At 63.5% G+C, this 25755-nt stretch carries 25 protein-coding genes; 11 read left to right on the forward strand and 14 right to left on the reverse strand.

Annotated features, from left to right (window positions below; translation table 11 throughout):
• Position 1: 1 nt before the first annotated feature.
• The 8 genes from apnL to NKI15_RS03960 all read right to left on the reverse strand — a co-directional run bounded on the left by apnL (position 2) and on the right by NKI15_RS03960 (position 8749).
• On the reverse strand, positions 2-1840 hold the full coding sequence (gene apnL / locus NKI15_RS03925) for a D-apionate lactonase (protein WP_352514112.1): 1839 nt from the start codon (positions 1838-1840) through the stop codon (positions 2-4).
• Positions 1837-2871, reverse strand: a complete 1035-nt coding sequence (locus NKI15_RS03930; RefSeq protein WP_023681700.1) for a Gfo/Idh/MocA family protein — start codon at positions 2869-2871, stop codon at positions 1837-1839. The genes apnL and NKI15_RS03930 overlap by 4 nt, the downstream gene beginning before the upstream one ends.
• A gap of 2 nt (positions 2872-2873) precedes the next feature.
• Positions 2874-3938, reverse strand: coding sequence for an ABC transporter permease (locus NKI15_RS03935; RefSeq protein WP_023741526.1), 1065 nt, complete (start codon positions 3936-3938; stop codon positions 2874-2876).
• A complete protein-coding gene (locus tag NKI15_RS03940) occupies positions 3935-5482 on the reverse strand; it encodes a sugar ABC transporter ATP-binding protein (RefSeq protein ID WP_023741527.1) in 1548 nt (515 codons plus the stop codon). Before NKI15_RS03940 ends, NKI15_RS03935 begins: the two co-directional genes overlap by 4 nt.
• Positions 5479-6117 (reverse strand): DUF2291 family protein, encoded by a 639-nt coding sequence (locus NKI15_RS03945; RefSeq protein ID WP_023741528.1) that lies wholly within the window; start codon positions 6115-6117, stop codon positions 5479-5481. The genes NKI15_RS03940 and NKI15_RS03945 overlap by 4 nt, the downstream gene beginning before the upstream one ends.
• Positions 6118-6209: 92 nt before the next feature.
• A complete protein-coding gene (locus NKI15_RS03950) occupies positions 6210-7151 on the reverse strand; it encodes a D-ribose ABC transporter substrate-binding protein (protein ID WP_023741529.1) in 942 nt (313 codons plus the stop codon).
• Positions 7152-7474: 323 nt separating this feature from the next.
• Entirely contained in the window at positions 7475-8302 is an 828-nt protein-coding gene (locus NKI15_RS03955; protein WP_023688186.1) for a phosphogluconate dehydrogenase C-terminal domain-containing protein, read from the reverse strand.
• 219 nt (positions 8303-8521) lie between these two features.
• Positions 8522-8749 (reverse strand): KTSC domain-containing protein, encoded by a 228-nt coding sequence (locus NKI15_RS03960; protein WP_023681706.1) that lies wholly within the window; start codon positions 8747-8749, stop codon positions 8522-8524.
• A 151-nt stretch (positions 8750-8900) separates the two neighbouring features.
• Between NKI15_RS03960 and NKI15_RS03965 the strand changes: the two genes are divergently transcribed.
• The 5 genes from NKI15_RS03965 to NKI15_RS03985 all read left to right on the forward strand — a co-directional run bounded on the left by NKI15_RS03965 (position 8901) and on the right by NKI15_RS03985 (position 11833).
• Positions 8901-9497, forward strand: coding sequence for an alpha-ketoglutarate-dependent dioxygenase AlkB (locus NKI15_RS03965; RefSeq protein ID WP_031246096.1), 597 nt, complete (start codon positions 8901-8903; stop codon positions 9495-9497).
• 64 nt (positions 9498-9561) lie between these two features.
• Positions 9562-9948: a hypothetical protein gene (locus NKI15_RS03970; RefSeq protein WP_023691071.1), complete on the forward strand. Its 387-nt coding sequence runs from the start codon at positions 9562-9564 to the stop codon at positions 9946-9948.
• A gap of 77 nt (positions 9949-10025) precedes the next feature.
• Positions 10026-10457, forward strand: coding sequence for a cupin domain-containing protein (locus tag NKI15_RS03975; protein ID WP_023681708.1), 432 nt, complete (start codon positions 10026-10028; stop codon positions 10455-10457).
• Between the two features lie 99 nt (positions 10458-10556).
• The gene (locus tag NKI15_RS03980) at positions 10557-11327 is read left to right on the forward strand and encodes a copper homeostasis protein CutC (RefSeq protein WP_031246097.1); all 771 of its coding nucleotides are present in this window, start codon (positions 10557-10559) and stop codon (positions 11325-11327) included.
• Complete coding sequence (locus NKI15_RS03985; protein WP_023741532.1) at positions 11327-11833, forward strand: GNAT family N-acetyltransferase; 507 nt, start codon at positions 11327-11329, stop codon at positions 11831-11833. The genes NKI15_RS03980 and NKI15_RS03985 overlap by 1 nt, the downstream gene beginning before the upstream one ends.
• Before the next feature lie 66 nt (positions 11834-11899).
• On the opposite strand, the gene NKI15_RS03990 is transcribed toward NKI15_RS03985, so the two are convergent.
• The 4 genes from NKI15_RS03990 to NKI15_RS04005 all read right to left on the reverse strand — a co-directional run bounded on the left by NKI15_RS03990 (position 11900) and on the right by NKI15_RS04005 (position 17082).
• Positions 11900-12922 carry an acyltransferase family protein gene (locus tag NKI15_RS03990; RefSeq protein WP_352514113.1) on the reverse strand — a complete coding sequence of 341 codons (1023 nt, stop codon included), beginning with the start codon at positions 12920-12922 and terminating at the stop codon, positions 11900-11902.
• A 287-nt stretch (positions 12923-13209) separates the two neighbouring features.
• Entirely contained in the window at positions 13210-14007 is a 798-nt protein-coding gene (locus tag NKI15_RS03995) for an FAD binding domain-containing protein (RefSeq protein WP_352514114.1), read from the reverse strand.
• Positions 14008-14112: 105 nt separating this feature from the next.
• Positions 14113-16458, reverse strand: a complete 2346-nt coding sequence (locus tag NKI15_RS04000) for a xanthine dehydrogenase family protein molybdopterin-binding subunit (RefSeq protein ID WP_023707866.1) — start codon at positions 16456-16458, stop codon at positions 14113-14115.
• A gap of 123 nt (positions 16459-16581) precedes the next feature.
• Positions 16582-17082, reverse strand: coding sequence for a (2Fe-2S)-binding protein (locus tag NKI15_RS04005; RefSeq protein WP_023706035.1), 501 nt, complete (start codon positions 17080-17082; stop codon positions 16582-16584).
• Between the two features lie 341 nt (positions 17083-17423).
• Between NKI15_RS04005 and NKI15_RS04010 the strand changes: the two genes are divergently transcribed.
• Together NKI15_RS04010 and NKI15_RS04015 are read left to right on the forward strand one after the other, a co-directional pair.
• The gene (locus tag NKI15_RS04010) at positions 17424-18515 is read left to right on the forward strand and encodes an FIST signal transduction protein (RefSeq protein WP_245271815.1); all 1092 of its coding nucleotides are present in this window, start codon (positions 17424-17426) and stop codon (positions 18513-18515) included.
• Positions 18516-18518: 3 nt separating this feature from the next.
• Positions 18519-19862 carry a hybrid sensor histidine kinase/response regulator gene (locus NKI15_RS04015; protein ID WP_023672626.1) on the forward strand — a complete coding sequence of 448 codons (1344 nt, stop codon included), beginning with the start codon at positions 18519-18521 and terminating at the stop codon, positions 19860-19862.
• A gap of 123 nt (positions 19863-19985) precedes the next feature.
• Here NKI15_RS04015 and NKI15_RS04020 read toward each other — a convergent pair whose 3' ends face one another.
• Positions 19986-20669 (reverse strand): response regulator, encoded by a 684-nt coding sequence (locus tag NKI15_RS04020; RefSeq protein WP_023672627.1) that lies wholly within the window; start codon positions 20667-20669, stop codon positions 19986-19988.
• Positions 20670-20879: 210 nt separating this feature from the next.
• Between NKI15_RS04020 and NKI15_RS04025 the strand changes: the two genes are divergently transcribed.
• The 3 genes from NKI15_RS04025 to NKI15_RS04035 are packed head-to-tail and all read left to right on the forward strand — an operon-like array spanning position 20880 to position 23334.
• Complete coding sequence (locus tag NKI15_RS04025; RefSeq protein ID WP_023746797.1) at positions 20880-21602, forward strand: fumarylacetoacetate hydrolase family protein; 723 nt, start codon at positions 20880-20882, stop codon at positions 21600-21602.
• A 4-nt stretch (positions 21603-21606) separates the two neighbouring features.
• Entirely contained in the window at positions 21607-22257 is a 651-nt protein-coding gene (gene maiA, locus NKI15_RS04030; RefSeq protein WP_023746798.1) for a maleylacetoacetate isomerase, read from the forward strand.
• A 36-nt stretch (positions 22258-22293) separates the two neighbouring features.
• Positions 22294-23334 carry a zinc-dependent alcohol dehydrogenase family protein gene (locus NKI15_RS04035; protein ID WP_352885786.1) on the forward strand — a complete coding sequence of 347 codons (1041 nt, stop codon included), beginning with the start codon at positions 22294-22296 and terminating at the stop codon, positions 23332-23334.
• Positions 23335-23362: 28 nt separating this feature from the next.
• On the opposite strand, the gene NKI15_RS04040 is transcribed toward NKI15_RS04035, so the two are convergent.
• The gene (locus NKI15_RS04040) at positions 23363-24226 is read right to left on the reverse strand and encodes a DMT family transporter (protein WP_023706042.1); all 864 of its coding nucleotides are present in this window, start codon (positions 24224-24226) and stop codon (positions 23363-23365) included.
• A gap of 106 nt (positions 24227-24332) precedes the next feature.
• On the opposite strand from NKI15_RS04040, the gene NKI15_RS04045 reads away from it, so the two are divergent.
• On the forward strand, positions 24333-25751 hold the full coding sequence (locus NKI15_RS04045; protein ID WP_023739060.1) for an aminotransferase-like domain-containing protein: 1419 nt from the start codon (positions 24333-24335) through the stop codon (positions 25749-25751).
• Positions 25752-25755: the final 4 nt, after the last annotated feature.

Raw genomic sequence — 25755 nt, forward strand, 5'->3', positions numbered from 1 at the left:
TTCAGCTGATCCGCGTGATCGCGTAAGGGGTCATCACCAGTTGGCCTCGGCCAAACGCTGAGATGTCGACCGTCACGTCGTCCGCCGTCAGGTTCGCCAGCCACGCCACGGTCTTGCCCGAAGCGGAGCGGCCGGCCAGCGCCAGCACCTTGGTCTCGTCGCTCGTCCTTGCCGCAACATGGGCAAGGCCGGCCAGTTCGCAAAGCCCCTTGATGGCATCGAAGATCGGCCGAGGCGATCCTTCCGCGACGGGTTCGCCGGATGCTGCCAGCACGCCGAAGGGCCCGGCGAAGCCGGACAGCGTGAGCAGTTCCAGCCCGGCCGGCGCGACACGCGCGGCATAGCCGATCGCCCATGCGGCTGCGAACAGGCCGGCATGGCGAGGGTCGCGATCGGCCATGGTGATGCGCTGTCCCCCGGGATTGCCCTTGGTCGCGCCGCCATAGGGGTTCTGGCGCATGGCGATCGTCGATGGACCGATGCGGTAAGGCTTTTCCCCAAAGATCGCCCGCGCCGACGCGGTTATGGAGGGCAGCGCCTCCAGCGACTGCATGACGCTGAGATCGTCGGCGGCGTGCACGATCGGGCACGTGCAGTGAGTGACGAAATCGAGCAGGCCCCCCGGCACGCGCTTGCGGTTGAGCTCGGTGAAATAGCTGAACATGCCGCCGCCAAGCCGGATATCGGGAAAGGCGCGCCGCGCCGCGTCATAGACGTCTTCGAGCGGCGGACAGTCCGGCCACGCACTGCCCGGCGGTGTCGACTGCCGGTCGACCGAAGGCGAGACGGCAATGGCCGAAAGCTTCAACCCGGCTTGACGCACCATGTCGGCAACGCCTGACAGCTCGGGATCGAGGTCGCCCGCGCAGGCAACGACGCATTCCAGCGTCGTCTGCACCGGATAGGCGGCGGTGAGCCTTGCATAAGACTGCAATGCTTCGAGACCGTGGCCGCGCGTCGGATCGTAGTGGAAGACAAGTTGCTGCGGGCCGAGCTCGGTCAATGTCGAAAGATTTGCGAGCGCTGCTTCGACCTCATCCGGGTAGATGATCACGCCGAGATCCGGCAGCCTCTGCCCGGTCTCGCCGAGTTCGACGCTGACCGGTTCGGCGGCAGATGCTGCGGCCGGCATTCCCCCCTCGCCGGTGATGCGCAGGCTGACCGTCTGGCTTACAGTTTGGCCGGCCGGCAGTACATAGGGCCAAGGCAGCGCCAGTGGCCGCACATAGGTCTTGTAGGACGCGTCCGACCAGTTACGCTGGTCCTCCATCTCGAAAGTGTCGCCCTCCATCCGGCATTCGGCAGTAATGCCCGGCCGGACTTCATGGGTGATCGCGCGCAAATCCTTGAAAGGCTGCCAGGGATCGATCAACAGCGGCAGTTTCGTCGCCACCACGCTGCCGTCGGTATGCTCGACCGTGACCGGGCTGCCGGCGAGGCCGGCGATCGGATGCAGGACGCAAAAACCGCAGCGATTGGTCTCGAAATCGCTTTCAGGGACCGCGCTGACGTCGAACACTAGGTGACCGTTGGCGGAGCCCTTGATCGTAGCGCGAAAGTCGAGCCGGCTTCCGCCCGGTGCTAAGCAAGTTGCGGAGTAGCTGACGGAGAAGCTGTCGGCGTCCTGATCGACGGCAAGGTCCGTCAGCGCCGGTTCATAGGTGCCCCAGTAGCGGTCGCGCACGATGTAGGCGATGGCGCGCAGCACTTCGATGCCGCCGTAACGGATGGTGCGCAGGCTGCCGTTGACAAAGTCGGCGCTGAGCAAGCCCGCACTCAGCCTAACCGGCTCGGCCTCGACCACGCGTGTGCCGTATAGGAGGAAGGCGTCGGCTGTCATGTCAGCAAGCCATCCAGGTGGACAGGTTCGTGGCTCGCGGCGCCCAGATAGGCCGCCTCGACCAGCGCGAATGTCTTGAGATTGTCGGCGCCCGAGGTCGCCGGCTCGGTTCCCTTTGCCAGGCAGTCGACCCAGTGCTGCTGGATGGCGACGACGCTCTCCTGGATGTTGTGCCATGGGCGCGATGCCCAGGCGAGTACGGGCGGCGAAACGTCGGTGATCTTCGTGCCGCTCCTGCCGGTGACGGTGAGCCGATATCCCTGCGCCAAGCGGATCGTGCCGTCGCTGCCGTCGATCTCGATCAGCGTTTCGGGAAACGGTTCGGTGGCGAGCTTCGTCGCGTAGCTACAGTCGACCACTGACGTCGCCCCGCTCTTGTGGTCCATCAGCATCGTCGCGACATCTTCGCCCGCGATGCCGGGGTTGATGCGCGCGGTTCGCGTCGTGATCGTCGACACGTCGCCCAGTAGAAAACGGGCGATGTCGAGACTGTGGATACCGAGGTCCTCGATGATGAAGCGCTTTCCCTTGGCGAGATAGGGCTGGCCGGAAAACACGTCATAGGCAGAGCGGAAGGAGATGCGCCCGAAGAACGGCGTGCCGATCTCGCCGCTGTCGAGCACGGCACGCACCGCCTGGATCGCCGACTGCCAGCGAAAATTCTCATGCACCATCAGCGGTACGCCGGCTTCCACGCAGGCCCTCACCATCGCCTTGGCGTCGGCAAGCGTCGGCGCGAACGGCTTTTGGCAAATCACCGGCACACGGTGCAGCGCCGCCATCTCGACCAGCGGACGATGGCTGGGAACGGTAGTGGCGATATCGACGAAGTCGAGGCTTTCGCTTGCAAACATCTCTGCCGCGTCGGTGTAGCGCTTCGCAATGCCGAACTGGTCGCCGATGATGCGCAGCCGCTCCGGGTCGCGGTCGCAAATGGCGACCATCGCGGCGCCTTCAATGTCGCGCCAGGCATGCATCTGGTTGATGGCAAAGAAGCCGCAGCCGATGAGCCCTCCCCGCAACTCCGCCATGCTCAGCCTGCCTTTGCCATCTGCATCAACGTCACCCGGCTCTGCAGCCGGCGCTGCGCCTGGTCGACGACGACGGCGACGATGATGACAAGGCCCTTGATCACCATCTGCCAGAAGGAACTCACGCCCATCATCACCAACCCGTCCGAAAGAATGCCGATGACGAAGGCGCCGACAATGGTGCCGCCGATCGTGCCGCGCCCACCTGACATCGAGGTGCCGCCGAGCACTGCCGCCGCGATGGCGTTGAGCTCGAAACTTTCGCCCGTTGCCGGGTGCGAGGCCATCAGTTCGGACGAGATGATCAAACCGACGATCGCCGCGCAAAAGCCGGAGAACATGTAGACGAACATTTTCACCACGTTGACACGAACGCCCGAAATTCGCGACGCCCGTTCATTGCCGCCGACGGCGAAGATGTGGCGGCCGAGCGGCGTGTATTTGGCGAGATATGCCGCCGCCAGCGCAACGACGATCAGGATCCAGATCGCCACCGGCAGGCCGAGCAGCCGCCCGGCGCCGAGGAAACCAAACCCGGTGGTGCCAAGCTCCGGCTTGCCGACGAGGTTGGGGAAGGTGCGGCCGTCCGACGACAGCAACGCCAGGCCCCGCGCGACATAGAGCACGCCGAGCGTGGCGATGAACGGCGCGACATTCAACCTGGTGATCAGCAATCCGTTGACGGCGCCGATCAATATGCCGACCGCCAGCGTGATCAGGGCGATCTCGACGACATTGAAATAGATTGTGTAGCCGAATTGCAGGTCGATTCCGTTCAGCACGAGGTAGCCGGCGACCATGCCGCACAGGCCGACGATCGAGCCGACCGACAGGTCGATGCCGCCGGTGATGATGACGAAGGTCATGCCCATAGCGAGGAAGGCGTTCAGCGCCACATGTTTCGACATCAGGATCAGGTTGGCGGTCGACAGGAAATTCGGCGCCGCGATCGAGAAGAAGATCAAGACGGCGATCAGCGCGATGAAGGTCCTCGCCTTCATCAGCGTCAGCAGCAGCGAGCCGCTCGAAACGGAGGAGACAGCCGCCTTGGCCGGGATGTCAGTCATGGGTTCTCCGTGTGCGGGGCCGGTCCGTGGCCAAGTGCCGAGGCGGCGACAAGGGCTGCCTCCGTCGCCTCGGCGCGATCGAACATGCCGGTCAGTTTTCCATTGCTCATCACCGCGATCCGGTCGGACAGCGCCATCACCTCATCGAGATCGGAGGTGGCGAACAGAATACCGAGCCCATCGCGCGACAGTTTGCGCATGGTGCGGAAGACGTCGGCCTTGGCGCCGACATCGATGCCGCGGCTGGGCTCGTCCATCAGCAGCACCTTCGGCCCGGTGAGCAGCGCCTTGCCGATTACCACCTTTTGCTGGTTGCCGCCCGACAGCGATGAGACCTCCTGCGCCGGGTCGGCGACCTTGATCGCCAGTTCCCGCACCATCTGCGTCACCGCCTGCTTCTCTTGGCCGCCGCGAATGTGAAACAGGCGGACAAAACGCGACAGGCTGGCCAGTGTCAGATTGCTGGCGACGGAGAGGATCGACACCAGCCCTTCGCGTTGGCGGTCTTCGGGGATCAGCGCCAGCCCGCGCCGGATACGCCGCGTCGTGTCGCGCTCCTTGACCTTTTTGCCGGCGATGAAGATCGCGCCGGTAGCCTGGCCATGGCGGCCCATGATGCAGTCGAACAGCTCGCTCCGCCCGGCGCCCATCAGGCCGTATATGCCGAGGATCTCGCCGGCGCGCAGCGACAGCGAGACGTGATCGACCGCCAGTCCGCCGGTCGCGCGCGGCAGGCAGATGTCCTCGGCGCGGAATATCTCTCCGCCGGGAACATGGCCGTCGGCCTTGGCGAAATCCTTGGCGTCGGAGCCGATCATCTGCCGCACGATCCACCGCGTGTCGACGTTTTTCATCTCTTCCTGGCCGGTGATGTGTCCATCGCGCAGCACCGTGATGTAGTCGCCAATGCGGATCAGCTCTTCCAGCCGGTGCGAGATGTAGACGATCGCCACGCCGCGCGCCTTGAGGTCGGCGATCACCTTGAACAGGATCTCGACTTCCGCCGCACTGAGCGCCGAGGTCGGCTCGTCCATGATCAGGATGCGCGCATCGAGCGAAACCGCCTTGGCGATCTCGACCAGCTGCTGCTGGCCGATGCGCAGATCCTCGACCAGCATGTCGGGCCTTATCCCGGCCTGCAGGCGTTCGAGAAATTGCGCCGCGCGACGCTCCTGCTCCTTGCGGTCGATCTTGCGGAACCGGTTGGTGATCTCGCGCGTGGCGAAGATGTTCTCGGCGACGGTCATATTGCCAAACAGGTTCAGCTCCTGGAACACCATGCCAATGCCGCGGTTCACCGCATCGCCCGATGACGAGAAGGAGACCTCCTCCCCTTCCAGGAGGATCCGGCCAAGCGTCGGCTGTTCGACGCCGGCGATGATCTTCATCAGCGTCGATTTGCCGGCGCCGTTTTCGCCGACCAGCACATTGACCGCGCCCTTGCGCACCTCGAAATTCGCGCGCTTGACCGCGACGGTGCCTGAATACACCTTGGAGACGTCCTCCAGTTTCAGGATGACATCGTGAGCAACCGCAGCGCTCATGGCTTCGGCCCGATTTCTGCCTCCGCCGGCGTCACCAGCGGCAGGTCCTGGCCGTTTTCGAGCGTATAGGCGCCGAGGACCTTGGCGGTCCGGCCCTCCAAGGCGTCACGCGGCAGTTTGGCAAGCACGGCCTTGACGGCATAGGCGTTGAACGCCTTGCCGAACTGGGCGAAGTCGATCTGGTTGGTAAAATCGTTGAACTGGATGAAATCGAGGCTGTCGCGCAGCGCGGTTCCGCGCATGGCCGGTCCGATCTGTACCCGCGCATCGGCCTTGCCGTCGCCGTCCACATCGATATCCATGGTCGCGGCCCGCGACTGCGTGTTGGCTGCGATGATCTTGCCCTCGACGCGAACCGCGAAGGTCCAGGGCGAATTCGCCTGCTTGTTCGGATTGCCATATTTGGCGCCGGCGGAAGCAGGATCGGTTTTCGCCAGAGCGTGGACCTGGGCAAACGGCCCGGCTTTCTGCTGGAGGTAAGGTACGACCTTCGCGGCCCAGATCTCCTCGACCATCCTGTCAGGATTGAAGCCGTTGCCGCTATCCCCCGAGGGAGTCGGCAAAATCTTACATGCGGTCAGGCTGATGCCGAGTATCACGGCAAGGATCGGCCAGGTCGGCTTGTTGTTCAGCATGATGGCTTGTTGAGCATGGTGATCAGTACCCACGGAAAATGGCGACGAGGGACGACCCTTGGGTCGCCCCTCGCTGTTCATGTCACGCCGGCTCAGTTGGTCAGCGCAAACGTTTCCAGCTTGGCAGCATTGTCGCCATTGACCAGGACGCAGTCCATCAACTGCTTTTCCTTGGCCGGCGACTTCTTGTTCTTGATGAAGTCGTTGGCCTGCTCGACCGCCATCTGCGCCTGCGCATAGGCCGGCTGCAGGACGGTTGCCTTGATGCCGCCCGCGGTGATGGAGTCGCGCACGTCATTGGATCCGTCGAAGCCGACGACGATGACGTCCTTGCGGTTTGCCGCGACCAGCGCCGCATAGGCGCCCATCGCCATCGTGTCATTGCCGGAGATGACGCCCTTGATATCCGGGTTGGCCTGCAGGATCGATTCCATCTTGGAATAGGCTTCCGTCTGGCTCCAGTTTGCCGATTGCTGGGCGACCATCTTCAGATCCGGATAATCGTCGATGACGTCATGATAGCCCTTCGAGCGAATGCCGGCATTGGTGTCGGATTCCTTGCCGACCAGTTCGACGAAATTGCCCTTCTCGCCCATCAGCTTGACGAACTCCTGCGCGCCGAGCTGGGCGCCCTGGTAGTTGTTGGAGACGATCTGCGCCACGGCGACGCCGGTGGCATTGATCTCGCGATCGATCAGGAACGACGGAACACCGGCGTCCTTGGCCTTCTGCACGGCAGCGACGGTGGCGTCGGCGCCGGCATTGTCGAGGATGATCGCCTTGGCGCCGCGACCGATCGCCGTGTCGATCAATTCGGACTGCTTGTTGGCGTCGTCATCATGGACGAGCACAAGCGCTTCGTAGCCGAGTTCCTTGGCCTTGGCTTCGGCGCCGACGGCTTCCGCCTTGAAGAACGGATTGTCGTGCGAGGGCGTGATGATGGCAATGAGCTCGGCCGCATAGGCGGGCGCCGCCGTGCCAAGCGCCAGCATGCCGGCAAAAGCCGCAAGTGTCATTCTGCGTGTGAGTTTCATGATGTCCTCCCGTTTGAAAAATTGCCTTGATCAATCAAGGCCTCTGCACTCGAATTCGTCGCGCAACGCGGGCCGCCGATCGGTTCAGGCTGAATGCCGGTGCCGGCTTCCCAAACGATCGCTGCTCCCCCGCCGTCCCTCCACTCGCCCAGGCTTCGTACTTCCCGCGAACCCTTGTCCAAGCCATCAACAGCTAAGCCAACTGGTATGATGAGTCAATCACTAATTGAGGTGACATGTGCCACTGAGCAAAAACATGTGGCTGTCATGGCGGGTGTGTCGAGCGATCGAGGCACTCCGGCCAGCGCCTGACTCGGCCTGCCTCAGGTAATGCGCCGAATGCTCGCGGCGATCTCTTCCGGCTCGAACACCCGCTTCCAGTCGTCGCGCATCAGCACCGGCTTGCCGAACTCGATCGCCTTGTTGCAAGCGTCGGAAAACACACCCTTGGTCTCGCCGAAAATGACGGCGCCGAGCACGTTCATGTGGCCGAGCAGGAAATCGAGCGCCGCCTGTTGGTCGACGCCACGCGCGACGACCTCGTCGACGGCTTCCTTCATGACGACAAGCAGTGATGCGCACACCGTCTCCGATAGACCGGGCTCCAGCAGCGCCATCTGCTCGACGGTGACACGGTGCGAGCGCATGACCGGCGCCCAGATGATTTTCGCGACCGCCTCGCCCTTGGCGTAATCCGCTTCCGGTCCCTGCATCAGCGCGCTGACCATATGCTGCTTGGCCTTGACGCCACCAAAATAGTCCTTCTTGGCCGCCATGTCGGTCTCGTCGTTGAAGATCGGCGGATGACAGGGATGGGTGACGAAATAGGTCAGGTCCGGCCGGTTGGGCAGATGGCCGGCGAAGGGTGCGGCCGCATCGAGCACTATCACCATTGTGCCTGGCGCCAGTTTGCTCTCGATATCAGCCGCCACCTTGCCGATATGCGTGTCGGGAACGGCCAGGATGACAATATCCGCCCCGTCGAGCGCCGCATCGGCACTGACCGCGTCGAAGCCCAGTCCGGTCTTCAGCCGCTCGCGGCCGGCCTCGCTGACCTCGACATGGCGTACCGTGTAGGGCGATCCGCGAAAATTGGTCGACAGGCGGTAACCCATTTTGCCGCCGGCACCGAACAGCGCAATCGTCGTCATCTATCCTTACTCCCGCATTAAACGACGGCCGCGCCGATCGTCATGTTATTAACTGGTATAATCACCTTACCACGAATTGAGGAGTTGAACAGGGCTTTGATGAGCGGCTATACGGGCCCGTTTGGCATTCCACTCGCGCTTGGCGGGCCTATAGCTGCCTGGGTCCCTGGTCTTCTCAGCCCGAAAACTAGCCCTGCGCTGCGACTCCTGGTAGCGCCTTCAGGATCCAGTCACGCGCCGGCGCCCTTCTTCAACCAGGTGAAACCGGTAGCGATCGCGTATGAACTCGTTGAAAAATTGCCCCTTCGAGAAGGCGGCGCGGAACGCCGCATAGGTCTCGGGCTCGACCTCTTCATAGTCGTAGCGGGCTCCGCTCGGGACGAACCAGACCGAGAGGATTTTCGTCGACGGGTCGTAGTGGGTGTTGCGAATGGCAGTGGACGGCATGTCGAAAATCCTGCTTCGTCCCCAAATCTTTCGCCCCAAATCCTGCTTCGAACATGCGTAATGCCGCAACGATGCGGAGGTTCCGAGAGGGAGGCGCACCACAACGCCGACAATCTTGCCCGGGCGGCGAGGCTTCCTATCTCTCCGTCAGATGGCACAGACGAAATCCAGCACAACAGCATATGCCAGCCAGGGCGATCTCTTCGGCGCGGCCGACGCGTTGCCGGAAGGATTTTCTTACCGGCCTAGCCTGATCACAACGGACGAAGAGGCGGAACTGGTCCGTCACCTCAATGAACTGTCCTTCAAGCCGTTCGATTTCCATGGCCATATTGCCAACCGGCTGGTCGCCGGCTTCGGCTGGCGCTACGACTACGACCGGCGCCAGGTCGTCGAAGCGCCGCCCATCCCGAAATTCCTGCTGCCGCTTCGCGACAAGGTCGCGGATTTTGCCGGCAGGCAGGCCACGGAATTCGCCCAAGTGCTCATCAACGAGTATCGGCCGGGCGCGGGCATAGGTTGGCATCGCGACAAGCCGCATTTCGATCTCGTCGCCGGCGTCTCGCTGCTGGCGTCCTGCAGCTTTCGGCTGCGCCGCAAAAACGGCTCGAAATGGAATCGCGAGACGATTGAGGTTCAGCCGAGATCTGTCTATCTCATGAATGGCCCAGCGCGCCACGAATGGGAGCACAGCATTCCGCCGGTCGCCGGGCACCGCTATTCGATCACGCTGCGCACTCTTAAATAGGCGATACTCCAAGCCACGCAGCAGCCGCTCTGGAAGGCCGAGCGCAGTTGTGCTTCGATTGCATATGAGCGTGGATCGCAGCAGAGTTTTGGTTACCCGCGTGGCGCTCTTTCTGTGGGCATGCCTGTCCTGCGTTCTGGCTCTGCAGTGGCTCGTCGACCTTGGCATGGTCGGCTTTCCCGACGGATACATAACGCCCTATGCCCGAGCAACGAGCACGCTGTTGCATGTCCTTGTCTGGGCATGCCTGGCTCAAAGTCTCTACTTCGCTTGCCGAGCCTTGTTTGGCAAACGCTTCGAGCCTGCTCCTCTCTTCCTGCAAATCCTGATCGCCGCCGCACTGACTGTCGTGCCGGCATTCATCGTAAAACACTGTCCGCGGTCTCAGGTATGCAGCAACATCTATGAAGCGCTCACGAATACGATGATGGACGACGGCACCGGCGGATGACGTTGTGTCTCCAGTAACTGACGAGAGTTAGAACTTTGGCGTCGCGCCGCGCGGTGGCGGTAAAACCTGGAGGAACCATGCGAAAGATCCTGGCATCGATGCTGCTGTTCGCGGCAGCGCTATCGGCAAACCCCGCTCGGGCGCTGGACAGTACCATCCCGCCGGTTGTCGTCACACCGCTTGCCGATCGCAGCCAGACGGCGTCCGGCCAGCCGATCGTGCTGCCGCAGAAAAATGTCCAGGTCCTGGTTTCAACCTATGACATTGCGGTCGGTGCCACTCTGCCGGTGCACAAGCACCCGTTTGCCCGCTACGCCTATGTCGAAGCCGGGACACTCAAAGTGACGAATGTCGAGACCGGCAACAGCAACACCTACAAGACGGGCGATTTCATCATCGAGATGATCGGCCAGTGGCACCAGGCCACCAACATCGGCGACGGCCCGGTCAAGCTGCTGGTCATCGACCAGGTCGAACAAGGCGCCAAGAACACGGTGCTGCGCCAGTAATTGCGGATCGGCCGGGTTGCCGGGCTGGCCCAAGCAGCGACTGGCTGTTCCGGCTTCCCCACCAACCGAGCCGATGCTAGGGCTGGCCGTCATGCAATCATGAAGGATCGCCCCTTGGCCGGAAATGCTCGCCCCCTGATCGAAATCTGCGTCGAAGGCATCGATGGACTGCTGGCTGCGCAGGCCGCCGGCGCCGACCGGGTCGAGCTCTGCGCCAGCCTGGTCGAAGGCGGCATCACGCCCAGCCTCGGCACGGTGCGCGCCGCACTCGAGAGCGCGACAATTCCCTTCCATGTCATCGTGCGGCCGCGCGGCGGCGATTTCCTCTACAGCGAGGCCGAATACAGCTCGATGCTCGCCGATGTCGCAGCGCTTCGTGACCTCGGCGTCGCCGGCGTCGTTGTCGGTTGCCTCAATGCCGACGGCACCATCGATGAAACCCGCATGGGCGCGCTGGTCCATGCCGCCGGTCCGCTCGCCGTCACCTGCCACCGCGCCTTCGACATGACCCGCGACCCGGCCGAGGCGCTGGAAGCGCTGATCCGCTGCAAGGTCGGCCGCGTGCTGACCAGCGGCCAGAGGGACACCGCGGTGGAAGGCGCCGGCCTGTTGGCGGATCTCGTCCGCCAGGCCGACGGCCGCATCATCATCCTCGGCTGCGGCGCGCTGGACCCCGAAAACATCGCCGGGGTGCTGGCATCAACCGGGCTGACGGAACTGCATTTCGCCGCGCTCAAGGACGTACCGAGCGCCATGGCCTACCGCAACCCGCAAGTCGGCATGGGCGGCGGCGATCTGGACCGCGAATACCGCACCACAGTCACCGATGGGGCGCTGGTTGCCGCGACGATTGCGGCGGCCAGAGCATGATGAGCGAAGCCGTGACTGGGCCGTCGCCGATCAGCCGTGTCTCGCCTCAGGACGAAGCGGCCATCCTCGCACTCAACAATGAGCACGCCGCCGAACTGTCATGGCTCGAGCCCGAACGGCTGTCTTTCCTGCTTGGCGAAGCGTTTTACGTCAGGCGCATCGGCACGCTCGAAGCCTTCATCATGACCTTCGACCAGAATGCGGCCTACGACAGCCCGAATTTCCTCTGGTTCCGCGAGCGCTATCCACGCTTCGTCTATGTCGACCGCGTCGTCGTCGCGGCGCAAGCGCGCGGCCGCGGCCATGCCCGCCGGCTCTACGAGGATCTGTTCGGGGAAGTCGCACGCGCGGGCCACAGCATCGTCACCTGCGAGGTCAATGTCGAACCGCCCAATCCGGCTTCGGACGCCTTCCATGCGGCGCTTGGCTTTGCCGAGGTCGGTGACGCGGTGATCCATGGCGGCAAGAAGGCGGTGCGCTACTACCTCAAGGAGATCGCCGGCTGATGGGTCGCCGGCTGATGATCGGCAAGCAGATCGCCACGGCGGCATAAGATTAGGAGTCCGTAGCCCTCACCAATTCCGGTTCAGCCAGGCCCGCGCGGGCTTCTCGACCAGATAGTAGCTGCATAATGCACAGGCGAAGACAGCCGCCAGCATCGGGATCGGCGCACTGCCCTGCTCGGCGACGAATTTGTAGAAGGGCTGTTGCCAGAGATAGAGCGAGTACGACCACAGCCCGATCATCACCATCGGCCTGGATGAAAGCAGGCCGGTCAGATGCCAGCTGCTGGTGTCCAGCGTATTGACGGCAAGCGCCAGCAAGGGCACCGCCAGGAGATAGTGGACCGGCGTCGGCACCGGATCGAGGAACAGCAGAATGGCGGCGGCCGCCGACACCAGACTGACATAGGGACCCTTCAGGAATGCCGGCAGCCGGTCATCGTGCCTGAGCAGGCAGATCGATGCCGACAGCAGGATCGAGGCGATATGCACGTCGGTGCGCCAATAGCTGTGCTCGTAATCCATGCCGAGCACCCAGTACGAAATGGCGCCATTGGCCATCGCCAGCAGCGACAGCGTCACCAGCAGCCGCACGACATTGCCCCGCCCGGTCACCGCCACGCTGATCAGCGCCAGGATGATGTAGGCGTGCTCTTCCACGCATAGCGACCAGATGTGGTCGAGCGCGCCGGCGCGGGTGATGAGAATTCCGGCATAGTTGTAGGTGAATGTCAGCGCCGTCAGCGCCGCCTTCCATTTGAAGGCGATAAAGGTGCCGGAGAGCCCGATCATGGCTGATGTCACGAACACCAGCAGCGCGGGATAGATGCGCGAAAAGCGGCGCTTGAAGAATTTTTTCAGCGGAAAGCGTTCGATGAACAGTATCTCGCCCATCAGCCGGCCTGAGAGCACGAAGAAGAACTCGACGCCGAGCACGCCGAGATTGATCCCGGGAACGGGGAAGAAATGGCCGATCAGCACCAGTGCGATCGAAAGCCCGCGCCAGCCATCGAGATAGGCCAGTCTTGCTCTGGCTGCTTTGTCGGCTGTGGCCCGCGGCAGGGCAACAGACGCTGCGGAGATGTCGGCCATGCCGATCCTCTACGACGCAAGATCTTGGCGCAGCTCACACCGCCGCGCGCAGAATCCACCCCGTGTTCCGCCTAGCTATACATATTGCAGTGCAATATCAGATTGTGCAAGTGCGAGAATGGGGCTGGGCAGTCCCTTGGGAAGTATGCGCCTGTTCTTGCACGGGAATTACCTAAACAACGGATTTGCGCGTGGCAGCGAACCCGCAAGGACTGGGCAGTTACAGCCCGCCGCAGACGAACAAAGGGGCCGCGATGGCCCCTTTCCTTGTCAGTAGCTTTATGATGTCAAGCGTTGGCGGCGTTCACCGCGCGCTTGGCCATCACGGCGATCAAATTGGCGCGGTATTCGGCCGAAGCGTGGAGGTCGGTCATCAAATTCTTCGCCGGCACTTTCACGCCGTCGAGCGCCGATGTGGCAAAATTCTTCGCCAGTGCGGCTTCGATCTCCTTCGAGCGGAACACACCGTCATCTCCGGCGCCGGTAACGGCAACGCTGACCCCGTCTTTGCCCTTGGCCACGAACACGCCGACGATCGCATAGCGCGAGGCCGGGTTGCGGAATTTTTCGTAAGCAGCCTTGGCCGGCGCGGTAAAACTCACCGCGGTGATGATCTCGCCCTCCTTCAGCGCCGTTTCGAACAGGCCGGTGAAGAATTTCGCGGCTGAAATCTCGCGCTTGTTGGTGACGATGGTGGCGCCCAGCGCCAAGAGCGCCGCCGGATAATCGGCGGCGGGATCGTTGTTGGCGACCGAGCCGCCGATCGTGCCCTTGTGGCGCACCGCCGGGTCGCCGATCAGCGACGCAAGGTGCGCAAGCGCCGGACAGGCCTTCCGCAGCTTCTCGTCATTGGCGACGTCGTAGTGGGTTGTGGCGGCGCCGATGGTGATGGTCTTGCCCGACACCTTGACGCCTTGCAGCTCCTTGATCCGCGACAGGTCGACCAGGTCGGAGGGTGCGGCGAGCCGCGTCTTCATCGCCGGGATCAGCGTCATGCCGCCCGACAAAAGCCTGGCGTCGCCGCTCTTCACCAGCTTGGCGGCGTCGGCGACCGAGGCGGCGCGGTGGTAGTTGACTGCGTACATGGGATCCTCCCCTGAAGTGGTTAGGCAGTAGTGAGTAGGGAATAGGGAATAGGGACGCTGTCATCTCCGGTAATGCCCATTCCCTACTCACTACTCCCTACTCACTCATTTCTTCGCCCTAATCGCCGCCCACACCGTCGACGGCGAGGCCGGCATGGCGATGTCCACAATCCCCAAAGCGTCGGTGATGGCGTTGATGACCGCCGGCGGCGAGCCGATGGCGCCGGCCTCGCCACAGCCCTTGATGCCAAGCGGATTGCTCGGACACGGCGTGTTCGAGGTCGACACCTTGAATGACGGCAGGTCGTCCGCGCGCGGCATGGTGTAGTCCATGTAGCTCGCCGTCAGCAGCTGCCCGCTATCGTCATAGTGCGCGCCTTCCAGCAGCGCCTGGCCGATACCCTGGGCGATGCCGCCATGCACCTGACCCTCGACGATCATCGGGTTGATGATGTTGCCGAAATCGTCCGCCGCGACGAACTGGACGATCTCGGTCGTGCCGGTTTCCGGATCGATCTCGACCTCGCAGATGTAGCAGCCCGCCGGGAAAGTGAAGTTCGCCGGATCGTAGAAGGCTGTTTCCTTCAGTCCCGGCTCCATGCCTGCCGGCAGATTGTGAGCGGTGTAGGCGGCAAGCGCCACCTGGAACCAGGGCAGGCTCTTGTCGGTGCCGGCAACCTTGACCTCGCCATTCTCGATGACGATGTCGCCCTCGTCGGCCTCGAGCAGATGGGCGGCGATTTTCTTGGCCTTGGCCTCGACCTTGTCGAGCGCCTTGGCAATTGCCGACATGCCGACCGCGCCCGAGCGCGAGCCGTAGGTGCCCATACCCATCTGCACCTTGTCGGTATCTCCATGGACGATCGACACCGAGTCGAGCGGCACGCCGAAGCGCTGGGTGACCAGTTGCGCGAAGGTCGTCTCATGGCCCTGGCCGTGGCTGTGCGAGCCGGTCAGCACCTCGATCGTGCCGACGGCATTGACCCGCACCTCGGCCGATTCCCACAGACCGACGCCGGCGCCGAGCGAACCGACCGCCGCCGACGGCGCGATGCCGCAGGCCTCGATATAGCAGCTCATGCCGATGCCGCGCAGCCTGCCCTGGCTGGCGGCCGCCGCTTTGCGCTTGGCGAAGCCGGCATAGTCGGACGCCTGTGTCGCCGCATCGAGTGAAGCTCCATAGTCGCCGGCGTCATAGTTCATGATGACCGGCGTCTGATGCGGAAACTCGGTGATGAAATTGGCGCGCCGAAGCTCCGCCGGAGACACGCCGAGTTCGCGTGCGGCGGTCTCCATTGTGCGTTCGAGCAAATAGGTCGCTTCCGGCCGCCCTGCCCCACGATAGGCATCGACGGGTGCCGTGTTGGTGTAGACGGTGCGCACATTGGCGTGGATCGTCGGGATGTTGTACTGGCCCGACAGCAGCGTCGCGTAGAGATAGGTCGGCACGCAAGACGAGAACAGCGACATGTAGGCGCCGAGATTGGCGATGGTGTCGACTTTGAAGCCGGTGATCTTGTTGTTCTTGTCGAACGCCATTTCGACCGTCGAGACATGGTCGCGGCCATGTGCGTCGGTGAGAAAGCTTTCGGTACGGTCGGCAACCCATTTGACCGGCACGCCGGTCTTCTTCGACGCCCACAGGCAGACGATCTCTTCGGGATAGATGTAGATCTTCGAGCCGAAGCCGCCGCCGACATCGGGCGCAATGACGCGCAGCTTGTTTTCCGGCGCGACATTGTAGAAGGCGCTCATCACTAGCCGCGCGACATGCGGGTTCTGCGACGTCGTCCAGCAGGTAAAATGGTCCTCGGCCTTGTCGTAATGGCCAAGCGCAGCGCGCGGCTCCATGGCGTTGGGAACCAGCCGGTTGTTGACGATCTTCATGCGGGTGACATGGGCCGCCGCCTGGATCGCCGCGTCGGTCGCCTTGGCATCGCCGATCTCCCAGTCGAAGATAAGATTGTCCTCGGCTTCGGCATGGACCTGCGGCGCACCTTTTTGCAGCGCCTTAGTGGCATCGACCACCGCCTTCAATTCCTTGTAGGTGATCTCGACCGCTTCGGCCGCGTCGCGGGCCTGGCCCTTGGTTTCCGCCACCACGATGACGACCGCGTCGCCGACATAGCGCACCTTGTCGACGGCCAGCGGCGACCACGCGCCCATCTTCATCGGCGAGCCGTCCTTGGAATGGATCATCCAGCCGCAGATCAGGTTGCCGATGCCGTCGGCCTTGAGCTCCTTGCCGGTCAAGACGCCGATGACGCCGGGCATCGCCTGCGCTCGTCTGACGTCGATCTTCTTGATCTGAGCATGCGCGTGCGGGCTGCGCACGAAAGCGGCATGCTTCATGCCGGAAACCACCATGTCGTCGACATAGCGGCCGGCGCCGGTGATGAAGCGTTTGTCTTCCTTGCGCACGACCCGAGCGCCGATGCCTTCAATGCCCATAGGAATTCCTCCGGAATAGCGAATAGTGAGTGGCGAATAGTGATTAGTGAGTAGGGAATTGTGCTCGGAGCGGTTCGGCTAAACCGACTACTCGCTACTCCCTATTCGCTACTCGCTTCTTTCTTACGCTGCCTGTTTCGCCCTGCCCTTCGGCACCTTCGCCATAGTCTGCGATGCGGCGAGGATCGCCTTGACGATGTTGTGGTAGCCGGTGCAGCGGCAGATGTTGCCTTCGAGCTCGGCGCGCACCGTCGCCTCATCGAGGCCTTCGGGATGGCGCGCGACCATGTCGGTCGCGGTCATGATCATGCCCGGCGTGCAGAAGCCACATTGCAGCCCATGATGTTCCTTGAACGCGGCCTGCATCGGATGCAGGTCGCCGCCATTGGCAAGCCCTTCGATCGTCACCACGGTCGACCCGGAGGCCTGCACGGCCAGCATCGAACAGGACTTCACCGCCTTGCCGTCGACATGCACGACGCAGGCGCCGCATTGAGAGGTGTCACAACCGACATGCGTTCCGGTGAGACCAAGATTTTCGCGCAGGAAATGAACCAGAAGCGTTCGGTCCTCGGCAGCGCCGCTGATCCGTTTTCCGTTCACGACAAACGAAACGTCCGACATGCATCCTCCCTGGGTATGACCTTGGTAGTCATGCTGCCGATGCGGCTTTGGCGCTCGGCCATGCGCTATTGGTACACTGCACAAAGCGCAAAAAACACACGGCGCTCATTGTACTTTCGGTCATGGAGAAAACGAAAATCATGGGCCTGTCCGCCCCATTGCCAAAGAGCGAATAGGGGGCAACAATGCCCTCGACGCCAGCGCGCCGAGAGACATAAAACGGGCGCGCGCAGGAAGCGTCGGAGGATATCGGGAGGAAGCCTCTGGCCAGTTCACGGACGAGCTATGCATCCGGTCTGTCGGCGCTCACCACCGACGAGCCCGACGCCGATGCATTCGCCCTGGCGGTCGCCGTCGAGGCCGCAGCCATCGATGCCGGCTTTGCCCTGCTGTTCTTCTCCCAGAGCCTGTTTGACGCGAGCGTCCTTTCGCAAGGGCTGAAGACCCACGCGCCGACGCTGGCCTACGCCGCCTGCTCGACCGCCGGCGAGATTACCCCCCAGGGCCTGGAGGAAGGCCATGTGCTGGCGCTGCTCTTTCCCTCCGCGTCGTTTTCGGCGGTCAGCACCATGGTCGACAATCTCTCCTCGTCGGGCATGGACAGGATCACTGATGAAGTCGAGGCCCTGCGGCGCCTACTGCGCGGGCGCCTCGGCTGTTGCCATACCAAAAGCACCTTCGCGCTCTGCTTCATCGACGGCCTGTCCTTTGCCGAGGAAGCGGTGACCTCGGCCATCCATTGGGGGCTGGACGACATCCCGCTGCTCGGCGGTTCGGCGGGCGACGACCTCAAATTCGAAACCACCAGTCTGATTTCGAACGGCAAGGTGGCGTCAGACAGCGCCATCATCGTGTTGATTGCTACCGAAATTCCCTTCCACGTCTTCAAGACCGACAATTTCATCCCCACCGACGAAAAGCTGGTGGTGACGGCATCCGACCCGGACCACCGCACCGTGCGCGAGTTCAACGCCACCAATGCGGCCGAGGAATATGCAGCCTCGGTCGGCATCGTTGCGCAGAACCTGACGCCGCTGAGCTTCGCCTCTCACCCCGTTGTGGTGAAGGTGGGCGGCGAATACTACTGCCGCTCGATCCAGAAGATGCATCCCGACGGCTCGCTGTCGTTCTTCTGCGCCATCGACGACGGCGTCGTGCTGTCCATCGCCCAGCCCAAGGACATGGTGGAATCGACGCGCGCCGCACTGCGCGACGTCGAGGAGCGGCTCGGCGGCATCGACATGATCCTCGGCTTCGATTGCGTGCTGCGCCGGCTCGACGCCCGCAACCGCCAGGTGTTCCGCGACATTTCGGAGCTTTACCGGGTCAACAATGTCATCGGCTTCGGCACCTATGGCGAACAGTATCGTTCGATGCACCTCAACCAGACTTTCACCGGCATCGCCTTCGGCGAATGCCAGGCGGCGGAATAGCCCATGCCGCTCAGGGACATCGACGACGTCGACAGGCTGAAGAAGATCAACGCCGCTCTGGTCAGCCGCGTCGAGCGCTCGATGGACCAGCAGGGCAATGCCTTCTCGCTGTTCCAGACTGCAATTTCACTGGAAAACCGGGTGCGCATGCGCACCGAGGAACTGCACTCGACCTTGCGCCGGCTGGAACAGTCGAACATCGACCTCAGCGCCGCCAAGGAAAACGCCGAGCTGGCGAACCTGTCCAAGACCAGGTTCCTGGCCGCCGCCAGCCATGACGTGCTGCAGCCGCTGAACGCCGCCCACCTCTCGGTCTCGGCACTGGCCGAAGTGCAGACCAGCGACGAGGGCAAGAAACTCGTCCGTCAGGTCGAGCGCTCGCTGGAGACGATGGAAGACCTGTTGCGCACGCTGCTCGACATTTCCAAGCTCGACGCCGGCGTGGTCCAGCCCGACATTGGCGACGTCAATCTGGAGACGTTGTTTTCGTCGCTGCGCTCGGATTTCAAGCCGGTTGCCAAGCTGAAGGGGCTGACACTTAAATTCCGCCCGGTCAGCGCCGTGGTGCGTTCGGACCGCACGCTTTTGCGCCGCATCCTGCAGAACATCCTGTCCAATGCGCTGCGCTATACCCGCTCGGGCGGCGTGCTGGTCGGCACCAGGCATCGCGGCGACACCATCCGCATCGATGTCGCCGACACCGGCTGCGGCATTCCCGACGACCAGCGCGAGGCGGTGTTCGAGGAATTCCATCGCGGCTCCGCCATTCCGGCCGATACCGGAATTTCCGGCGGCGGGCTGGGGCTGGGCCTTGCCATCGTGCGGCGCATGGCCGCCGCGCTCGGCCACCCCGTGACGTTTTCGTCGAAAGTCGGGCGCGGCACCATCTTCCACATCGATGTGCCGGTCGGCATCGGCGCCAGCGCCGACGCCATCGCCAGCCTTGCCGAGATGGAGCGGCCGCGCGGCTACGGCCTGTTCGGCACCAAGGTGCTGCTGGTCGAAAACGACGCCGATGTGTTGCAGGCGATGACCTTCCTGCTCGAGCGCTGGCAGTGCCTGGTGCGTGCCGCGACCTCGACCGAGGATGCGCTCAGCCTGCTCGGCGACACCGACTGGGTGCCCGACATCGTCATTGCCGACCAGCATCTCGACGACGGCGACCTCGGCACCGCAACAATAGCCGAAGTGCGCGATTATCTCGGCCGCGCCGTGCCGGCGCTGATCGTCACCGCCGACGGATCGGAGGCCGTCGCCAAAGCCGCCCGCGCCGCCGGCATCGAACTGATGCGCAAGCCGCTGAAACCGGCGCAGCTAAGGGCGCTGCTGGCGCATCTGCTGGCTTGAGCCCCATACCCTCCCCTTGATGGGGAGGGTCGGCGCGCAACGCCGGGGCGGGGTGCAGCGCCAAGGTCCCCCACCCCGCTCCGCTTCGCGGATCGACCCTCCCAACAAGGGGGAGGGTAAAGATCAAAACCCGGCCTGATCGCGAAACAGCTCCGCATTGTCGAGCTTCGACACCTCGATCACCGCTTGCGTGCGGCTGTAGACGTTGAGCTTGCGCAGGATCTCCGAGACATGCGCCTTGACCGTGGTCTCGCCGACCTGCAGCTCGTAGGCGATCTGCTTGTTGAGCAGGCCTTGGCGCAGCATCTGCAGCACGCGCAGCTGCTGCGGCGTCAGTTTGGCCAGCCGCTGCACCATGTCGGCGCGGTCGGCGCTGTCGGCGTCGGGCGGCTGTCCCTCATATGTCTCCGGCACATAGATCGCGCCCTCCATCACCGAGCGGATGGCGGCGGCGAGATCGCTCTTGCGCGCCGATTTCGGGATGAAGCCGGCTGCACCATAGGAAAGCGCCTCGGAGATGATCTTCGGCTCCTCATAGCCCGAGACGACGACCACCGGCAGCCGCGGATGGCGGGTCCTCAGCTGCAGCAACCCGTCAAAGCCATGCACATCGGGCATGTTGAGATCGAGCAGCGCCAGATCGAACGGTTTTATCCCACCCAGGAGATCGAGCGCTTCGGCAATCGAGCGCGCCTCCACCGTGTCGACTTCCGGGTACGCCATCTGCACGGCGCTGTGCAGCGCCTCGCGAAACAGCGGATGGTCGTCGATGATCAGAAACCGGGCGCGATCGTTGATTGCGGTCATGGTGTTCGTTTCAGTTCTCCGTGGGCACGATACTCCCGCTGGTATGGCCAGCTTATTGGCAAATAGTCTATCGCCATCTTAACCCCCGGAGGCGAAGCCGACTTTATCCGACAATCAAGGCGCAGCTCGTGCTTTTGCGGACGCTGATGCCTTGCCCGGGGGTTCAAATCGGTCAAATGTGCCGTCAAGATCCCAAGCAGAGACCCGCGCATGACAGACTTCGTCCTTCCCCTGCCCGCAACACCATCGGTCGCCGTCGCCGGCTCGGCCGAGCGTTTTGCGGTGCGCCGCATCTTCTGCGTCGGCCGCAACTACGCCGCCCACGCCCGCGAACTCGGCAATGACGAGCGCGACCCGCCGTTCTTTTTCACCAAGCCGGCCGATGCGGTGGTCGATTCCGGCACCACGATCCCCTACCCGCCCTTGACCAAGAACCTGCACCACGAGATCGAGCTGGTCGCGGCGATCGGCAAGGCCGGCTTCCGCATTCCTCGCGCGCAGGCGCTCGACCATGTCTGGGGCTACGGCGTCGGTATCGACCTCACCCGCCGCGACCTGCAGGACGAGGCCAAGAAAGCAGCCCGGCCCTGGGACTGGTCGAAGGCCTTCGACCGCTCGGCGCCCTGCGGCCCGTTGGTATCAGCCGCCAAATCCGGCCACCCGCAAAAGGGCCGCATCTGGCTCGCCGTCGACGGCACGGTGAAACAGGAGGGCGACCTCGCCGAATTGATCTGGCCGATCGCCGATATCGTTTCGATCTGCAGCAGTGCGGTTGTACTACAACCGGGCGACCTGATCTTCACCGGCACGCCGGCCGGCGTCGGCGCGGTGGCGCCGGGACAGACGATGACCGGCGGTGTCGACGGCATCGGCACCATCGAGATCACTGTCGGCCAAGATTCGATCGGCCAAAATTCCACCGGCAAGCCGTGATCCGATGAGCGACCTCGTCCTCCACAACTACTACCGCTCCTCCACTTCCTACCGCGTCCGCATTGCGCTCGAGATGAAGGGGCTGGGCTACGATTACGTGCCGCATCATCTGCGTCATGGCGACCATCTGGAGCCGGCTTACCTGGCGGTCAATCCGCAGGGGCTGGTGCCGGCGCTGATCCTGGGCGACGGCACGCTTTTGACGCAGTCGCTGGCGATCATCGAATATCTCGACGAGACCCACCCCGAACCGCCGCTGCTGCCGAAGGACGCGCTCGGCCGGGCGCGCGTGCGAATGCTGGCGCAGATGATCGCCTGCGACATCCACCCGGTGAACAATCTGCGCGTGCTGACCTCGCTGCGCACTTTGTTCGGCGCCGGCGACCAGGATGTCATCCACTGGTTTCGCCACTGGGTGAACGAAGGGTTCCAGCCGCTTGAAAAGATTCTGGCTTCATCGGATGAGACCGGCACATTTTGCCATGGCGACGCACCGGGCCTCGCCGACATCTGCCTGGTCGCCCAGATCGCCAGCAACGCCCGCTTCGGAGTCGACCTGACACCCTACCCCGAGATCTCGCGCATCCACGCCGCCTGCATGGCGCTGCCGGCCTTTCAGAAGGCAGCGCCGGAGAATCAGATAGATGCCGAATAGGCTCACAATGCCGGAGCAGAGCACGGAGAGTTGCCGATGAAAGCCGTCGTCTTCGAAAAATTCGGCGAAGCGCCGAGAATCCAGACCGTGCCGGATCCTAAACCGGCCGCCGACGGCGTCGTCATCAAGGTCGAGGCGACCGGGCTCTGCCGCAGCGACTGGCATGGCTGGATGGGCCATGACGATGGCATCACACTGCCGCATGTGCCGGGCCATGAACTGGCCGGCATCGTCGTCGCCGTCGGCAAGCAGGTGACCCGCTGGAAGGCCGGCGAACGCGTCACCGTGCCGTTTTGCGTCGGCTGCGGCCGCTGTTTCGAATGCAATTCGGGCAATCATCAGGTCTGCGAGCACCAGACGCAGCCGGGTTTCACCGCCTGGGGATCGTTTGCCGAATATGTCGCCATCGAGAATGCCGACACCAATCTCGTACGCCTGCCCGAGGAGATGGAGTTCGCCACCGCCGCCAGCCTCGGCTGCCGCTTCGTCACCTCGTTTCGCGCCATTGTCGACCAGGGCCGGGTGACGCCGGGGGAATGGGTGGCGGTGCATGGCTGCGGCGGCGTCGGCCTGTCGGCGATCATGATCGCCAGTTCCATGGGCGCCAATGTCATCGCCATTGACCTCACCGACGAGAAACTGGACTTCGCCAAAAAGATCGGCGCCGTGGCGACCATCAACGCCGCGACCACGCCGAACGTGGTCAAGGCGGTCAAGCAAATCACCAATGGCGGCGCGCATATGTCGATGGACGCGCTCGGCCACCCCACGACATCCTTCAACTCGATTGCCAATCTGCGCCGGCGCGGCCGCCATGTGCAGGTCGGCCTGATGCTGGGCGAACACGCCCGCCCGCAAGTGCCGATGGACAAGGTGATCGCCTTCGAGCTGGAAATCCTCGGCAGCCACGGCATGCAGGCCCACCGCTACCCCGCCATGATGGAGATGATCCGCACCGGCAAGCTCAAGCCCGAACTGCTGGTCGGCAACAAGATCAGCCTTGATGAGGCGCCTGCGGCGCTGGTGGCAATGGGCGGGTTCGAGGGGATTGGCATTGGGGTGGTGACGAAGTTCTAGGGCGGAGTCGCCCTCCACCACCAAACTCCTAGCGCGCAAATTTCTTCGCCCCGAACACGCAAGCCACCACGCCGAGCGTCACGACCACCATCAGCGGGCTGACCTGCTCGTGCAGCAGCGACGCTGCCAGCGCCAGGCCGAAAAAGGGCTGCAGCAACTGCAACTGCCCGACGGCAGCGATGCCGCCTTGGGCCAGGCCGCGATACCAGAACACGAAGCCGATCAGCATGCTGAACAGCGAGACATAGGCGAGACCCATCCAGGCGTGAGAGCCGATGCCGGCGAAGGACGACGGCAGCGTCGCAAAGGTCAGAACCAGCATGATCGGCAGCGAGATCGCCAGCGCCCAGCAGATCACCTGCCAGCCGCCCAGCCTGCGCGACAATGCCGCCCCCTCGGCATAGCCCAGGCCGCAGACGATGATGGCGGCCAGCATCAGGCCGTCGCCGACAGGTGAGGCCGTCACGCCTTGCATCAGGGCAAAACCGGCGACCAGCGCGCTGCCGATGCAGGAAAACAGCCAGAAGGCCGGGCGCGGACGCTCGCCACCGCGCAGCACGCCGAAGATCGCGGTGGCCAGCGGCAGCAGGCCGACGAAGATGATGGAATGGGCGGAGGTGACGTGCTTCAGCGCCAGCGCGGTGAGCAAGGGAAAGCCGACAACCACGCCAAGGGCGACGATCACCAGCGACAGAAAATCGCCGCGCTCCGGGCGTTTCTGCCGAAACAGCATCAGCATGGCGAGACCGAGAAGTCCGGCAATCGCGGCGCGGGCCGAGGTCAGGAATATCGGATCGAAATCGGCCACGGCCACGCGCGTTGCCGGCAGCGAGCCTGAGAAGATCAGCACGCCGATGAATCCGTTCATCCAGCCGCTCGCGGTTTTGTCCATTCCAGGCTCCATTGCTTTCGCCCTCTATCGGGCAAGTGCCTATGGTGCAGCCAGAGACAATGCAGTACAATTCCGCAAAACTGTAATGGCTATCAGAGCAATACAGATGACCGAACTCATTTTGGAAACCGGCAATGCGCACCCTCCTGTCGCGACCACGCTTGTGGAAACTGTCATGGCGACCATCCGCCAGCGGATATCGGCGCGCAGCCTGACGCCAGGCGCGCGGCTACCTTCGATCCGCGCCTTTGCCAAGGCCATGCAGGTGTCCAAGTCGACCGTGGTCGAAGCCTATGAGCGGCTCGCTGCCGAAGGCGCGATACGCTCACGGCCGGGTTCGGGTTTTTATGCCGCCGGATCGCTGGCGCCACTGTCGCTGGCCGAGATAGGCCCGCGGCTCGACCGCGCTGTCGATCCGCTTTGGGTTTCGCGCCAGTCACTGGAAGCCGGCGACGAGATGCTGAAACCCGGCTGCGGCTGGATGCCGGCCTCATGGATGCCGCAGGGGGCCTTGCGCCGGGCGCTGCGCACCGTGGCGCGCGCCGACGATGTCGACCTAGCCGATTACGGCACGCCGCTCGGCCTGCCGCCGCTCAGGCAATTGCTCGCGCGGCGCATGGCTGGCCACGGCATCGAGGTCTCGCCCGAACAGATCATGCTGACCGAATCGGGCACGCAGGCCATCGATCTTCTGTGCCGCTTCCTGATCGAACCGGGCGATACCGTGCTGGTCGACGACCCCTGCTATTTCAATTTTCACGCGCTGCTGCGCGCCCACCGCGCCAAGGTCGTCAGCGTGCCCTACACGCCATCGGGGCCTGATATCGAGCTGTTCGCGCAGGCGCTCGCCGAGCACAGGCCGCGCCTCTACATCACCAATTCCGCCATCCACAACCCGACCGGCGCGATCCTGTCGCCGGTCACCGCGCACCGGCTGCTGAAGCTCGCCGACCAGTCGGACCTGACCATCGTCGAGGACGACATCTTCGCCGATTTCGAGCACAGTCCCGCGCCCCGGCTGGCGGCGTTCGACGGCCTCAACCGCGTCGTCCATATCGGTAGCTTCTCCAAGACGCTATCGGCATCGGTTCGCTGCGGCTTCATCGCGGCACCGCGCGACTGGATCGAGCAACTCACCGACCTCAAGATTGCCACCACCTTCGGCGGCGGCCGGCTGGCGGCCGAACTGGTGCTGACGCTGCTTAGGGACGGCAGCTACCGCAAGCACATGGAATTGCTGCGCGCGCGGCTTTCCCGCGCCATGGGTGAGACGGGCGCGCGCCTGAAGGCGATCGGCATCACGCCCTGGATCGACCAACCGGCCGGCTTGTTCCTGTGGTGCAGCCTGCCGGATGGCGTGGATGCGGCTGAAATTGCTCGCCGTGCATTGGCCGACAACATCGTGCTGGCGCCCGGCAATGCATTCAGCCTGTCGGGAACCGCCAGCCGGTTCCTGCGCTTCAACGTTGCCCAATGCCAAGACGAGCGGATTTTCAGGGTGCTCAAGGCGGCAATGGCGCGCTGAGCGC

It is taken from the genome of Mesorhizobium sp. M0862, assembly GCF_040319795.1.
Classification (GTDB): Bacteria; Pseudomonadota; Alphaproteobacteria; order Rhizobiales; family Rhizobiaceae; genus Mesorhizobium.